The 14,332-nt window shown below is 36.8% G+C and carries 12 protein-coding genes, 1 tRNA gene and 1 pseudogene; 6 read left to right on the top strand and 8 right to left on the bottom strand.

All coding sequences use genetic code 11. The features are described from left to right. The first annotated feature begins 444 nt into the window (after positions 1–444). The gene (gene purU, locus BMW37_RS06755) at positions 445–1,341 is read left to right on the top strand and encodes a formyltetrahydrofolate deformylase (protein ID WP_425441765.1); all 897 of its coding nucleotides are present in this window, start codon (positions 445–447) and stop codon (positions 1,339–1,341) included. Positions 1,342–1,533: 192 nt separating this feature from the next. Further along, positions 1,534–1,618, top strand: a tRNA-Tyr gene (locus tag BMW37_RS06750). A 112-nt stretch (positions 1,619–1,730) separates the two neighbouring features. On the opposite strand, the gene nadD is transcribed toward BMW37_RS06750, so the two are convergent. From nadD to BMW37_RS06725, 5 genes are all read right to left on the bottom strand, one after another. Then, complete coding sequence (gene nadD / locus BMW37_RS06745; protein WP_093318867.1) at positions 1,731–2,384, bottom strand: nicotinate-nucleotide adenylyltransferase; 654 nt, start codon at positions 2,382–2,384, stop codon at positions 1,731–1,733. Between the two features lie 49 nt (positions 2,385–2,433). Then, the gene (gene holA / locus BMW37_RS06740; RefSeq protein WP_093318864.1) at positions 2,434–3,489 is read right to left on the bottom strand and encodes a DNA polymerase III subunit delta; all 1,056 of its coding nucleotides are present in this window, start codon (positions 3,487–3,489) and stop codon (positions 2,434–2,436) included. A 44-nt stretch (positions 3,490–3,533) separates the two neighbouring features. Continuing rightward, positions 3,534–4,151 carry an LPS assembly lipoprotein LptE gene (lptE, locus tag BMW37_RS06735; RefSeq protein WP_093318862.1) on the bottom strand — a complete coding sequence of 206 codons (618 nt, stop codon included), beginning with the start codon at positions 4,149–4,151 and terminating at the stop codon, positions 3,534–3,536. A gap of 82 nt (positions 4,152–4,233) precedes the next feature. Further along, positions 4,234–6,828 carry a leucine--tRNA ligase gene (leuS, locus tag BMW37_RS06730; protein ID WP_093318974.1) on the bottom strand — a complete coding sequence of 865 codons (2,595 nt, stop codon included), beginning with the start codon at positions 6,826–6,828 and terminating at the stop codon, positions 4,234–4,236. A 331-nt stretch (positions 6,829–7,159) separates the two neighbouring features. Further along, a complete protein-coding gene (locus tag BMW37_RS06725; RefSeq protein WP_143047604.1) occupies positions 7,160–7,606 on the bottom strand; it encodes a DMT family transporter in 447 nt (148 codons plus the stop codon). Positions 7,607–7,817: 211 nt separating this feature from the next. Here BMW37_RS06725 and tnpA point away from each other — a divergent pair, with 211 nt between their 5' ends. The 3 genes and pseudogenes from tnpA (at position 7,818) to BMW37_RS15090 (ending at position 9,058) form a co-directional block, all read left to right on the top strand. Beyond that, positions 7,818–8,153 (top strand): IS66 family insertion sequence element accessory protein TnpA, encoded by a 336-nt coding sequence (gene tnpA, locus BMW37_RS06720; protein ID WP_093318856.1) that lies wholly within the window; start codon positions 7,818–7,820, stop codon positions 8,151–8,153. A 162-nt stretch (positions 8,154–8,315) separates the two neighbouring features. Then, positions 8,316–8,624, top strand: a pseudogene (tnpB, locus tag BMW37_RS06715) (IS66 family insertion sequence element accessory protein TnpB); the annotation flags it as partial. Between the two features lie 137 nt (positions 8,625–8,761). Further along, the gene (locus BMW37_RS15090; protein ID WP_177168602.1) at positions 8,762–9,058 is read left to right on the top strand and encodes a hypothetical protein; all 297 of its coding nucleotides are present in this window, start codon (positions 8,762–8,764) and stop codon (positions 9,056–9,058) included. A gap of 153 nt (positions 9,059–9,211) precedes the next feature. Here BMW37_RS15090 and BMW37_RS06710 read toward each other — a convergent pair whose 3' ends face one another. The 3 genes from BMW37_RS06710 to BMW37_RS06700 all read right to left on the bottom strand — a co-directional run bounded on the left by BMW37_RS06710 (position 9,212) and on the right by BMW37_RS06700 (position 13,411). After that, positions 9,212–11,755, bottom strand: coding sequence for a S8 family peptidase (locus BMW37_RS06710; protein ID WP_093318852.1), 2,544 nt, complete (start codon positions 11,753–11,755; stop codon positions 9,212–9,214). Positions 11,756–11,775: 20 nt separating this feature from the next. Next, positions 11,776–12,765: an AAA family ATPase gene (locus tag BMW37_RS06705; RefSeq protein ID WP_093318851.1), complete on the bottom strand. Its 990-nt coding sequence runs from the start codon at positions 12,763–12,765 to the stop codon at positions 11,776–11,778. Between the two features lie 121 nt (positions 12,766–12,886). Beyond that, positions 12,887–13,411 (bottom strand): recombinase family protein, encoded by a 525-nt coding sequence (locus BMW37_RS06700; protein ID WP_093318850.1) that lies wholly within the window; start codon positions 13,409–13,411, stop codon positions 12,887–12,889. A 244-nt stretch (positions 13,412–13,655) separates the two neighbouring features. Here BMW37_RS06700 and BMW37_RS06695 point away from each other — a divergent pair, with 244 nt between their 5' ends. Next, positions 13,656–14,243: a hypothetical protein gene (locus BMW37_RS06695; protein WP_218139473.1), complete on the top strand. Its 588-nt coding sequence runs from the start codon at positions 13,656–13,658 to the stop codon at positions 14,241–14,243. The last annotated feature ends 89 nt before the right edge of the window (positions 14,244–14,332 follow it).

Genomic DNA, 14,332 nt, shown 5'->3' with positions numbered 1-14,332 from the left:
AATACAATGAGTGTAATTAAATAAAGCTGAAAGCATATTTTACCATTGTTTGGGATTATAATAGCTGTCATGCATCAAACGTTGTTAGTTGATAATCTCATCTTCCTTAACTTAAATACATTAATATACTCAGTCAATTGCAGGCTGGACTAACTTATGTTACGATCTTTAAATATAGTCGGAAATCCACTACAGTGTTATCTATTCTTTTGAACAATCAAGCTCAATTCAAATAATATGACCATTTCGATATCATTGGAACATAAAACTGCATAGAAGAAGTACATAGGCTGTGCGCTAAATGATGTTTTTTGAAATTTTGTCTAGGTTTAAATAAATAGATTTATGCAGATGTATTCGTATTAACAAAGCCAGGTGATGCTTGTTTATAAGTTTGCCGTGATTAATGCTTTTAATAATTTAATAAATGCTTAAGAAGAAATTATGAATCTCAAAATAGATACAAATGAACAACAAAATTCAGTTTTAAATAACATCAATAAGCTTACACAGCGTAAAATTTTAAGAACCCAATGTCCTGATGCAAAAGGATTGATATCAAAAATAACTAATATCTGTTACAAGCATCAATTGAATATTATTCAGAATAGCGAGTTTGTGGATCATAGGTCAGGGCATTTCTTTATGCGAACAGAACTAGAAGGAATTTTTAATGATGAAATTTTTCTAGCAGATCTTGGGTCATCACTTCCAGAAAAATCTATTTATGAGCTTAAATCTGGCATAAAGCAAAAAATTGTTATCTTAGTAACAAAGGAAGCCCATTGCCTAGGTGATCTGTTAATGAAACAAGCTTATGGCGATCTAGATGTTGAAATATGCGCAGTAATTGGTAATCATGCACTGTTACAACCCCTAGTTGAACGATTTAATATACCATTTTATTTAATTTCGCATGAAGGATTAACTCGCGAAGCACATGATTTAGCGATGCGAACTAAAATATCTGAATTCTCGCCTGATTATGTTGTTTTGGCGAAGTATATGAGAGTGTTAACCCCTGAATTTGTTGCCTTTTTTGATAAAAAAATTATTAACATTCATCACTCATTTTTGCCAGCGTTCATAGGGGCTAAGCCATACCATCAAGCTTATGAAAGAGGTGTTAAAATTATCGGCGCAACAGCTCATTTTGTTAACAATAATCTTGATGAGGGTCCAATTATTATGCAGGATGTGATCCATGTAGATCACACCTATACAGCAGAGACAATGATGAAAGCAGGCAGAGACGTCGAAAAAAATGTCTTAAGTCGTGCGCTTGAAAAAGTAATTGCTGAGCGTGTTTTTGTTCAAGATAATCATACCATTATTCTATGACTTCTCATTATTATTATCGAGTGAATTATTAAACTGAAATAATTTACATGCAACACTTGACAGTGCACATCCTTAGTTGCTTAAAGGGTGTACTGTTTACGGGGTATTTATAATCAATCAGTTCTAAGTCAGCTTTACAAAATGAAAAATAGCGCTATAATGCGCTGGTTATATAATTAAGTTTTATTATATGGTGGGGTTCCCGAGCGGTCAAAGGGAGCAGACTGTAAATCTGCCGTCATCGACTTCGAAGGTTCGAATCCTTCTCCCACCACCATCCGATTATTTATCAACTTAATGATAAATCCTTCATACCTCAAAATATAACAGTAATCATTCTATCTACTTGAAGATAGTACTTAGTTAAGATTATTCCTTTTTGAAATGGTTCAGATATAAATAGCATTTTCTATAATATATTTTTTCACTGAGTCAGGCAAAAGAAAATCAATTTCTTGCATTTGCATTCTTAATCGACGTATTTCTGTGGCTGATATTTGGAAATAGGGTGTATTTGCTTTATAGATATACCCATTTGAATAATGAGTAATGTTAGTTGTAGAGGCTGTTTTATTCTGATTTATCCATTCGTTTAATATTTTATTATCAATACGATATTTATTATCTTCTCTTTTACAAACAATGATATGACAATAATCTAGAAGGGATTCCCATTTGTGCCAGCTATCTATTGTATTAAGTGAATCTTCTCCAATAATAAACAGTAGAGGCGTATCTTTACCTATCTCTTCTCTTAATTCTATCAATGTTTCAATTGTATATGAATGACTCTTTTTCTTAAGTTCCCTTGTATCGATCTCAAAAATACTTTCATTTTCGATTGCAAGTTTAAGCATGGTTAAGCGTTGTATTGGTGATGCAATAGGCTGAGGTCTATGTGGGGGGATATTGTTGGGTAAAAGTGTAATGGTCTCAAGGTTTAATTGATTAGCGACTGCTTTGCATATACTGATGTGCCCATTATGAATGGGATCGAAAGTGCCGCCGTAATAAGTAACTGGTTTTTGGTTTGATGTGTTCATTTTGACACTCTAAAGCTAATAATAAACGTATGCAAGTTGCCTAACTTCATTATTGTATAATCAAGTTTGTTTTATGTAGAGGTTTTTTACTGCAAATTAGTAGTGAAATATCATTTAGATCAGACCAAATGTTAGCTGAATAATCACTTTTTATTTGTATTTCAAGTTCAGCTAGTGAACTTAAAGCAATTGATAATTGAGTAAAGGATAGTCTTTTAAGTGCTTCAGTATAGAAATTGCGGCGATTCTGCCAAATTTTGAAATGATCAAATATAGAGCGAATATCAGTTTGCGATAATTGTGAAGACATTTTGATCATTTGTATGAGTTCAGTTTGTAATGTCCTAATTAAAATAATAGGCTCGAATTCTTCTTTTTTTAATTGTTGTAATATGTGTAAAGACCGTTTTGCTTTCCCTAACAATAATGCATCTATCCAATGGTATGGTGTGAAGTGAGCAGCATCAAATAGAATGTTCTTTAAATTTATTGCGGTGACTAGCTTATCAGTAAAGAGTAATGAAAGATTATTCAGCATTTGTGATAAGGCTAGTAGATTTCCCTCATAGTGGTAGCAAAGTTCATGAATAGCTTCTAATTCAAGTTTTAACCCAATATTTTTTGCTCTTCTATCTACCCAGGTTGATAAGTTTTCTCGGTTTGGCGTGACGCATATCACCGTAATTGTGTCATCATTAAATAGGGCTTTATACCACTTGCTATTTTCTAATGCTTTTGTAGGTTTTGGCAACTTAATAATCAATAAAATATCTTGGTGTAAAAGTGTCGATAGCTCTATAAGTTTTTCACCAATGCTTGCAGTAATAGATGACTCAGGTAATTGAATTGAAATGATACGTCTGTCAGAGAATAGACTCAATCCTTCACATAGAGAAAAAATTGAGTTCCAGTCTGTTTTTGCTTCTATATTAAAACTATCATGTTCACTAAATCCTTCAGTTTTTGCACGTGACAAAATGGCCTGCGCACTTTCTTCAACTAATAGAAGCTCTGTCCCAGTAATTAGATATTTTGGTCTAAGCTTTCCTTTTGGCTCAGGTTGGCTTAAATGAGATGTTATCAGTTGATTGTCGTAAAGTCGCATACGATTATCCTTCTATTAGCAAAAAATAGTAACCACTTTTATTGCTAAGGCAAAATTGTAGCTTCTGTATTTATTGACTCAATTCTAAAGGCACTCAACCGTCTAACAAGTTCTTGAGCCGCCTGTTGACGCATTTCTTGTCGAATGATTTCTTGTTCACTATTTTTTTGCATTGCTGCTAGTGGGTTATCAAAAAAAGTCCTATGTATTCTGACTGTCATTGGGAATATTCCCTTTTCTGCAACAATTAAATGGGCTGTCACTTCTAAATTCAACTGATACTCAGCACTTTTACCGTTCATGAAAATAGAGGCAGTATCCCTTGATTCTGTAGTGGTTACAACGCCAAAGCGAGGATGTATAAATTGATCTTGTTTACCATTTTTGGTTAGATTATCACTCGAAGCAATAAGCGTAACATTATTTAATCGTAATTCATTACGCAGTGTTCTAGAGAGCGGCCCATTTGGATCATTAGAAAAGAGCTCGATAGTCTTAAGCTCCTCTGGAATTTGATAGGTTGTACCTCTTAAACTAAAACCACATCCAGTTAAAACCAGGAGGAGTGCTAAAGTTATTAGCTTAAACCCAAATAATGCATTAATTTTGATAATGTCAAAATTGCGCGTTTTAAGGTGTCGAGTTGTAAGTCTTTGTTGCATATATTCCTATCTTTTGGATTATCCAATATTTATCTCGGCCAATTTAATTATTGACCAAGATTGGAGCTTTTTTTGTTATTGTTTAACTTACGACAAAATTAAACAATTTACCTGGTACATAAATCGCTTTTCGAAGTGTTAAGCCTTCAGTATATTTAATAATGTTAGGTTCAGATAATGCAAGTATTTTCGCTTGTTCTTCACTACAATCAGCAGGAACTTGGATTTTCCCCCTAACTTTGCCATTTACCTGCAAAACAATTTCCTTAGAGGTTTCGATAAGCGCAGATTCATCCATTACTGGCCACATTGCTGTATCTATTGATTCAGAGTAACCTAGTTTTTGCCATAATATAAAGCTTGCATGCGGCATAAATGGATTTAGCATTAAAATAACAATAGTTAATGCTTCATGCATTAGAGCTCTATCTTGTTCAGTCTCTTGGCTTGCTTTAGTTAGATGATTTAATAATTCCATTACTGCTGCTATTGCCGTATTAAACGCTTGTCTACGACCAATGTCATCTGTAACTTTCGCTAGTGTTTTATACAGTTCCCTTCTTAAATTGAGTTGTTCATTAGTTAGCAGAGAAACATTAACGGGTGTAGTAGGGCCTTTTGCTGAATGCTCAAATACTAATCTCCATACGCGCCTTAGGAAACGATTTGTACCCTCTACTCCTGATTCTTGCCATTCTAACGTCATTTCTGGAGGAGCGGCAAACATAACAAATAATCTAACCGTGTCAGCACCATACTTGTCAACCATATCTTGAGGATCAATGCCGTTATTTTTTGACTTAGACATTTTACTCATTCCAGCGTAAGTCAGAATGTTCCCATCTTTATCAACAGCTGAAATAATTTTTCCTTTCTCATCTCGTTTGATATCAACTTCTAATGGGGATACCCATACTCTTTGACCAGTTTCACCAATATAATAAAAAGCATCAGCAAGTACCATACCTTGGCATAGCAGACGTTTAGCGGGTTCATCAGAGTTTACTAGTCCTGCATCCCTAAGTAGTTTATGGAAGAATCTAAAGTAAAGCAAATGCATGATAGCATGCTCTATTCCGCCTATATACTGATCTACAGGTAACCAATAATTGGCTGCTTTAGGGTCTAACATTCCTTCATGATATTGAGCTGATGTATATCTAGCGTAGTACCAAGATGACTCCATAAACGTGTCAAAGGTATCGGTTTCTTTTAATGCAGGCATTCCGTCAATCGTGATTTTAGCCCAGTTAACATCCGCTTTAATTGGACTAATTATACCATCCATAACCACATCTTCAGGTAAGATAACAGGCAACATGTCTGATGGAATTGCTCTTTGTGTACCATCTTCCATTGTAGCAATAGGGATTGGTGCCCCCCAATATCTTTGACGAGAAACTCCCCAATCTCTCAGACGATAGTTAATTTTTTTCTCACCTTTACCTAGCTTAATTAACTTATCCGCAATAGCATTAAATGCAGATTGAAAATCTAATCCATCAAATTCACCTGAATTAAATAAGCGACCTTTATCTGTCATTGCACTTTCAGTTAAAACAGGCTCACTACCGTCAGTGTTTAAAATGACAGGTGTAATATTTAATTTGTATTTAGTCGCAAATTCAAAGTCTCTTTGATCATGTGCAGGTACGGCCATGACCGCACCAGTTCCATACTCCATAAGTACAAAATTAGCAACCCAAATAGGGATCTGTTTACCTGTTAGTGGATGAGTGACAGATAATCCTGTCGCCATTCCGAGTTTTTCCATTGTTGCCATATCGGCTTCAGCAACTTTTGTAGTCTTACATGTTTCTAAAAATTGAGCTAATTCAGAATTGTCTTTAGCTGCTAAAATGGCAAGTGGATGACCTGCAGCAACAGCAACATAAGTGACGCCCATAAAAGTATCTGGTCTAGTGGTGTATACGGTTAATTTATTGATTGCTTCATCCGTTATCCCAGTAACATTAAATGTAATGTTTAAACCTTCTGAGCGACCTATCCAGTTACGTTGCATTGTTTTAACTTGTTCTGGCCACTCATCAAGTTTATCTAAATCAGCAAGTAATTCATCAGCATAGTCAGTGATTTTTATAAACCATTGAGGGATTTCTTTGCGTTCAACTTGCGTATCACATCTCCAGCAGCAGCCCTCAATGACTTGTTCATTAGCTAGAACTGTTTGATCATGTGGACACCAATTTACCGCCGAAGTTTTTTTATAAACTAATCCTTTTTGATATAACTCTGTAAAAAACCATTGTTCCCAACGATAATAGTCAGGATCACAAGTTGCAAATTCCCGACTCCAATCATAGCCAAATCCTAGTGCCATTAATTGTTTTTTCATATACGCAATGTTTTCATACGTCCAAGGCGCTGGTGCAGTATTATTTTTTACAGCAGCTCCTTCAGCAGGTAATCCAAAAGCATCCCAACCTATTGGTTGTAAGACATTTTTTCCTTGCATTTTTTGAAATCTTGAAATGACATCTCCAATCGTGTAATTACGCACATGCCCCATGTGTAGGCGACCAGAAGGGTACGGTAGCATGGATAAACAATAATATTTTTCTTTTGTTGCATCTTCTGTGACATTAAATGTTTTGTTCTCATTCCAGTAATTTTGTATGGTAGATTCTATATTACTATGATGATAGTCTGATGTGATTGATTGTGAAATCGCTTCATATACTTTTGAATGATGATTATTTGGAAACGAAGTAGTCGTTGAATTAGAAATGGTTTGAGTCACGAAACAATCCTTTTAGTTTTATTCAAGATAAGAATGGTTTATTAATTATTGAGATGCCTAAGCAGTAGCTCAGGATAGTTATGTTATTATATCAGACGTAGTAAGAAAATTGATAAGTTCACGTTAATTATTTATTTGAGCGAAAATTCTAAAGATATCTATTGTATGATTATGAAGTATCTGTCTTGCTTACTACAAAAAATTATGTGGCTTGAATTGTTGGCAATAGCCTAAACCACCAGCTTAACTACTTAGCATCATGCAATTTACCTTTATACATCACAGCAACTACGCCTAAAATTATTAATGCAATACCGAAAAAATGACTTAATTTGAACTGATTATCTGTTGTAGGTAAAAAGTAAAATGAAAAAGCGTATACAATTATATAGCTCAAACTTAAAAATGAATAGGCTTTTGACAATGCAAAGTAGGTTAAGGTTTTCCCCCAGATTAAAAAAGAAGCAATATAGCATAGCATACCTATTATTATATATTTATGCTGTTTCAAGAGATCAAGTAACATTGAGGCTATTGCATATACATCAAAAACTTGAATAATATAAAGCTTATCAATACTGGTTTGTATTGAACTGTTCTGCATGCCTTTAGCTAGGAAGATTTGTGCTATTGAAACCATCAAGATACTAATTGTTAAGTAGCAGTACGGGACGACATTATTTCTAACTTTCATACAATTGTCTCACGTTTTATTGGTAATGAATGCGATTTTTGCAAAAAGACGCAGTTTATCATATGATTAAAATAAATGCATAATGCATGTAGATAGAATTTAAATTCGTCATTAATGATTTTGTTGTGTAAACACACGATAAACGCAACTATTTTTAAATTTTGTATCCTCTAAACTGAGCGCAATTTCAACCTAATGGGGATATTGCGCTATGAAGTTAACGATTGAAGATAAATCTGCCCACGTAGTCGATTGGCGAAAGTCTGGTTTAACCCAAAGACAGTACAGCGAACTACATCAAATAAACATTCACACTTTTAAAAGTTGGGTTCAGTTATTGAAAAAAACATTGGCTGAGAGTGCGTCTGTTCCAAGCCCTGAATTAGCTGCTGTAGAAAACTCTGTTACCATATCTCCTAGTAAAATGCTTAGTGATATCATCCCCGTTACGGTTGCTCCTCAGGTGAGCGTCGATGGTGTGTGTTTAGACAATTCTACTCATCATTCACCTCAATCACGACCACAAGTCAAACAACCCAATTCATAATGTTCATCTGGTTTACTTGCAGCAAGTGAAATTAAACCGCCACCGCCAGTGGCGAGTCTCATCTTGACCTCTGGCTTGCAAATTCAATATGATGTCCGATTACTTTCACAAGTGCTACAGATGCTAGGGCATGTTTAATCCAACCTCTATCTTTTTTGTGACAGCCCCTTTGATATGCGCGCTGGACTGAGCCGTTTAGCTAGCCACGTACAGATGAATTATCCTGATAATTGGCATGAGGGGACCCTTTTTATTTTTACTAACCGTCAGAGAACGATGTTAAAACTCATCACGGTTGACTCACATGGAATTTGGCTCTGCCAGTGTAAGCTGTATGGGCGAAATTTCCCTAAGATTAAAACAGGCCAAACAGAGTTGATCCTCACACCCGAACAGTTTAATTGGCTCAGTCAGAGGATAAGTTTTCAGCAAATTGATGGCATTAACCTCAAGGAGTTTGTTTTGCAATAGAGCAAAATACGCTACCAGTATGCAGCGTGCATCCCTGAGGTTTTAGGTCTGTTGATACTGATTAAGCCATGAGAAAATCAAGCTTAAGCATCTGTTTTTTTATAATTTATTTATGGGTTTGTGCTTTGTATTTTGTTATGATACAAGGCATGAATACACCTGCCTATGAGTCTACAGAAAAGAACTATGAGTTGCTCTCAAAAGAGCAATTAATCGTACTCATTCATAAATTTGAGCAAGGTATTGCTAATTACATTGCAGAAAATAGCATCTTACGTACTCATATTACGCTCATGAACCAAAGGACGTTTGGTCGTAAAAGTGAAGCTCATCCCAACCTCAATCAAGGTGACTTATTTACCCAGTATGATGCCCAAGATGACAACTTTCTTGACAGGTTCCGCCTGACCCGTTGGGGCCAATCAGATAGGTAATATTTTCCAGTGTCAGTTCTGTTGGTTCAGCACCAAAACTTTGAAAATTTGATATCCGAATACTGTGCAGTTTCATCCTTGCTTTCAACTCCTAGAAGTATTTTCTTATCTTAAAATAAGACAGGGGAAATTAAACTCATGGCTTTTGGTAACTCAAGTTACAATTTCTATTGCGACCTGATTTTCTATTGCAACTTCAATCTGATTCTCTATTACAGAGTAAATATCAACACTCTCATCAGGTACTTCAATACTAATAAGAAGGCTAAACTGCACTCTATTTTCCCACCGCTCTTCTGCAGTTTTATATTTCCACCATCCCCCGACTGGAAAAATAGCTATAGTATGCATATCAGCTAAATCTTGAGCACTACCAGTCCAGTAATCTGAATGAATTGAACCTCTTGTTCGAAGTTGACTCCCTAAAAACCACCCATCATTGTCACCTTCTGGTCCATCGTAATCATCCATATTTGCTAAACCATTAATGTAAGAACGGAAGTTAGCAATTGATTGACCAGGTCTGATAGTTTCAAACCTTAAACCATGAGATTGATAGCTATATCTTGTACGATAGCCTCTCCTACCAGGATTAGGTTCTATGAAGTAAGATAAAGTAACTTTGAGTTTAACTTCTAACTCTGGCGGCAAATTTTGCAATTCCGCGAGAGGCCAAGGTAACTGATAAAGTTTCATTTGATTTAGTCTAGGATCAGATGACGCATTAGCATCTTGGGATTTGATAAATGGCTGAATTTCGCCCTCAGCGATCAAAGTAAGCGCATGGTCAGCACTATATCTAGCTCTATCAATGTTTGTTACACCATACCCAACCGTACGCAATAATGTTTCTTTTGCTACTTTAGGACTATGTACTGCACTTAATAAACCAAATCGTTCCATAATTCGTGGAGTCCACTCCGCAGAGTGAATTATCAAACCTCGTATAGTCTCGGGCCAAAGTTCAGGATACTCGGCTGTTAACTGAGCCGCACATCTCGAGACTAACGCACACGCAGCGCTTGTATCACTACCCCGTTCAAAAACCTGACCGGTAGTTTTTCCTGATGTTGTTAATAATCCAACAGTATCTTCATTACTGAGTTCAGTCTTATCAGGTGACAAAAGTCGATTATCACCTTCGGCAACTACATCTGGCTTAAATGGTGCTTGTTTTCTCCACGCCCAATTCACCGAAGAACGACTTGATGGAGCAACATCACCCGCCATTGCAAATGGTGACCAACCTTCAAAATAGGGGTCATCATTTGTGGTCATTTCTGTATATGCCCCAACAGTAATAGCATTCCATGCTTGAGCTGGATCTTCTATCTGCGCGAGATTGACTTGATCCCAGTAGTCTTGGTCAGGACGAATATCTAAGTTGTTACCGGCAGAAATAACAAAAAGTCTCCGCTTTCCATCTTGCATACCAGAAGTGAATTGATCAATTTCTGCAGACCATGAAGAAGGTCTGCCACTTTCTCTCTCATGATCAGACGTAACAGCAAGGCTATATACTCTATTTATATCAGGCCTATCTACTTCAAGTTTGGATGCTGTTCCTACCGTTATAGCCCCATATAAAAAGGGATCATTGTTGCCTTGAGGAGGTAAAATTCTTGCTGACTCAATAACATGTGATAGTTGGATAGCGCTATTTCCTAAAACGACATCCATCAAATTTCCAAATGCTGCAAGTCCTGCCTGCAAAGAACCATGCTCATTAAACGGCGCTTGTGCTTGATATTGATCGTATTTGGGCCAATCAGGATCCCAAGAAACAGAAAAATCATCACAGCACACTTTACTTAACAGCATGTTATTGTAATTAATACCAGTATCAAGTATTGACACACTGGTTGTTATATTATCTGAAAGAGATACTCGATCAGAAATACTCTTCAGCCACTCTTGTTGCTCTTTTGGTGAAGAGCTAATGATGGGAACTGGTGTCTCCTTCGCTTTCCGAATTTCTTCTAAATTTGAAATTAATTCAGGAGCTTTCTCTAGTTTATTAACTGAGGCTTTAATAAGAACAACAAAAGAATTGAAAAATGAAAGAGATGTGTTTCCTAAGCGACCATCAACTCTTTCAGCAAGAGACTCTGCTATTTTTTTAACGTCGTCTACGGTGTTACTTTTCAACCATAATTCCCACCAAACATCAAGATTCCTATCTGCAGGAAATAACTCTATAGGATCTGTCCAAAATGACTCCAAACTTGCAAGTCTTATCTCGGAAATACTATCTATTAACGTATGATTTCGAGGAAAAGAAACGCCTTCCTTATTTGGTTTTCCATCTTTCTGAGGGTCTAAATACTGTTGTATTTTTTTAAGGAATGTATCACGCTTATCTTCGGGTATAAAAATTAACGCGAACTCTCTATCTCCTCTCATCTGGCAAGAACAGAGTTTAAAATCTCTGTTATCTAAACTATCTAAAGGGAGCTTGCATCCATCAGCTCCGACAATTTCAACATAAATACCAGAATCATCTGTGATAGGATTAATTTGTTGTTTTCTTTTTTGTTCGTAAGCATTTATTAAATTCTGATATAAACCAGCCAAATAACTTCCATGTTGGTTTCTATCTCGACTAGGAACACCTGAATTTCGACCAGGCCTTTTAGATTTAAAAGGTTCGTCAATGAAAAAACGAGCCACATCTAAATGCTTCCTTTTAGAAACCATATAATTCCCTTATATACTTTTTATTTGTTATTACCTGACTGCCTTCTAGAAAAGGCCTTTAACAGTATTTCACTTGTTATTTTTGCATTAAAATTCAAAACAGCTTCTTTAGCTGCATCTTCACAAGATCGGGTAATCTCAGCAGAGCTCAAACCATTTGCAGCTTCAGCAACCATCCTCCAATCAAAATCATCGGTATCGAAAAGTGATAGACGGTTTTGAATAAGAAGGCATATTTGATCAAATTTTGGTTTTTCAAACTTAATGATATCATCAAATCTTCTATAAAGCGCTTGGTCTAGTAACTCTGGATGGTTTGTAGCTGCAACAATAATACTCTCTGATGCATCTTGCTCTACAAACAACAAAAATGAGTTTAACACCCTACGAATTTCCCCAACATCATTGGGTGCACCTCGTTGAGTTCCTATAGCATCAAATTCGTCAAAAAGATAAACAGCTCTTGTTTGCCTTATATGATCAAAGATCAAACGCAACTTTGCAGCAGTCTCCCCCATAAAACGTGTAATAAGATTATCTAGGACGATTGTATAAAGAGGTAATTTTAACTCTGTTGCCAACATAGATGCAGACATTGTCTTACCAGTTCCAGGAGAACCAGTAAAAAGAAGTTTTCTACGCGGCTGCAAACCAAACTGACTGAGTTTGTCCTTCTGACGTTGTTCTAATATCACCTTCTCCATACGTTCTTGTATGTCATCAGAAAGAACAAGCTCATTAAGACGAACACTGTGTGGCGTGAGCTCTAATAGACCTTTTAACTCACTTTGATTCTGTTGCGCAAAAGGTATAGTTCTAGACGATGCTAGACCCAGCTTATTGGTAGAACGCTGAGATTTCTCAACAAGATTTTTAATATCGCTCGCAAGCTTATTATGCCCCTGTCGAGCTTCATTGGCAGCAACCTGAAGGGCAACAGAGTAAAAACGCTGATCGTCACGTTCAGCGTGACTCTTTAAAAGCGCTTTTAGTTGTTCCGCAGTAGCCATTATTCAATCTCCATAAGACGGGGGAACTTTACCAACTTTATACAATAAAGTCTGTGTAGTATGACAGGGTTTAAGCACTTAATCCCCTCTAGAACTTTGTACACTCACCACCCCTACATGATTATATAGATACACCATATCGCCTAGCAACATCAGATACAGGAATAGAACCATCTTTGAGTAATGCCCTAATCTCCCTGATATCTTTTTTCTGTAACTTTGGCTTCCGCCCACCCAAGCGACCGAGAGCTCTTTCGGCTTCCAATCCCGCCTTAGTACGCTCGCTAATCAAATTTCGCTCAAATTCAGCCAAAGCAAACACATGAAAAACCAGCTTTCCAGAAGCACTGTTCGTTTCAATCTGTTCTTGTAGGCTCAGAAATCCAACCGGTCGCTCATCAACCAGATGGGTAACAACGTTCACTAAGTCTGCCAGACTACGACCTAACCTATCTAGCTTCCAAACGACCAATGTATCCCCAGGTCTAAGAGCCTTTAAGCAGTTATCCAGTTCGGGTCTAGCGGCATTCTTCCCACTGGCCTTGTCCTCGTAAATGATCTCGCAACCAGCAGCCAACGCATCTCTCTGCAAATGCAGGTTTTTATCGTCGGTTGAAACTCTGGCATAGCCAATCTTTTGATTCATGTACGTTATTTTAACATAGAATTTTATACAAGTATTTTAACAAATTTATAGATTAAATTCCAACCAACTTGCTAAGTTATGAACCGTTAAGAAAATGGTGGTTTGTTGAACAAAAAAAGCTAGGCTCTTTCTCTGAAAAACTTAATCTATATAAACAACCATGTCTAGTTCTATATATAGTTAAACCTATGGAGATATTAAGACGCCAGTCACTATTAGCATTTCCGATGATGTGTAGCGCAGATTGGAAGCGTTGGCTGTCGGATTCGACACACCAGAGAGAGTTGTCGTGCGATTGCTCGACTCGGTTGAAGAGGGCGGACCCAAGTCAAGCGAAAACAAACCGTCCCTAACCTTTGTCCCTGATGAGACCGCTTTCAAAAATGAGTTGATAGCTCGCAAGAAGGCACAGGTCGTTCTTCATTTGAAAAACGGTGAACGAGATGTCATTCATTGGAATGCGTCTAGATTCCAACCCAGTTCAAATCTTCGAGCTAATTTATGGTCTGGCATTCTGAGAAACTGGAAGAATAAAGGGATCACATCTGCTGAACTTTCGGTTCTACCTAAGGGCCACAACCATTCTGACAACAATACATATCTATTAATAGCCATTGCCGGAGAAGTTCATTGGACGCTCGAAGAGGTAGAGCAGTACTTCGTTGATTACGATCTAGTAGGCAGTAACGACGGCCATCCTTACTATTACCTAGCGACGTTCAATGATGAGACACCTGACGAGCTAAAGCAAATTGCAGGGCTGAACAGCTCAAATCAACTTCACTTGGGTCTAAACATAGTTCCGGATGAAGATCAGGGAGAATTCGTGTAGAATAATATCTTTATATAATCAATATCTTATGTGTTTTGTGGTTGGTGAATTTTACTCCCTATTTGCTCCAAAAAAACGCATGATACATT

It is taken from the genome of Thorsellia anophelis DSM 18579 (assembly GCF_900111395.1).
Lineage (GTDB): Bacteria > Pseudomonadota > Gammaproteobacteria > Enterobacterales > Thorselliaceae > Thorsellia > Thorsellia anophelis.
The sequence above is the reverse complement of the archived record's forward strand: the minus strand, read 5'-3'. Positions and strand labels throughout refer to the sequence as shown.

What these genes read in the sequence shown, in the direction of transcription:
- BMW37_RS06725 (WP_143047604.1), bottom strand. Translation starts at nt 7,606, where the DNA reads ATGAAAGTTAGAAATAATGTCGTCCCGTACTGCTACTTAACAATTAGT.
- tnpA (WP_093318856.1), top strand. Translation starts at nt 7,818, where the DNA reads ATGAAGTTAACGATTGAAGATAAATCTGCCCACGTAGTCGATTGGCGA.
- holA (WP_093318864.1), bottom strand. Translation starts at nt 3,489, where the DNA reads ATGCGACTTTACGACAATCAACTGATAACATCTCATTTAAGCCAACCT.
- BMW37_RS06700 (WP_093318850.1), bottom strand. Translation starts at nt 13,411, where the DNA reads ATGAATCAAAAGATTGGCTATGCCAGAGTTTCAACCGACGATAAAAAC.
- BMW37_RS06710 (WP_093318852.1), bottom strand. Translation starts at nt 11,755, where the DNA reads ATGGTTTCTAAAAGGAAGCATTTAGATGTGGCTCGTTTTTTCATTGAC.
- nadD (WP_093318867.1), bottom strand. Translation starts at nt 2,384, where the DNA reads ATGAACACATCAAACCAAAAACCAGTTACTTATTACGGCGGCACTTTC.
- BMW37_RS06705 (WP_093318851.1), bottom strand. Translation starts at nt 12,765, where the DNA reads ATGGCTACTGCGGAACAACTAAAAGCGCTTTTAAAGAGTCACGCTGAA.
- purU (WP_425441765.1), top strand. Translation starts at nt 445, where the DNA reads ATGAATCTCAAAATAGATACAAATGAACAACAAAATTCAGTTTTAAAT.
- lptE (WP_093318862.1), bottom strand. Translation starts at nt 4,151, where the DNA reads ATGCAACAAAGACTTACAACTCGACACCTTAAAACGCGCAATTTTGAC.
- BMW37_RS15090 (WP_177168602.1), top strand. Translation starts at nt 8,762, where the DNA reads ATGATACAAGGCATGAATACACCTGCCTATGAGTCTACAGAAAAGAAC.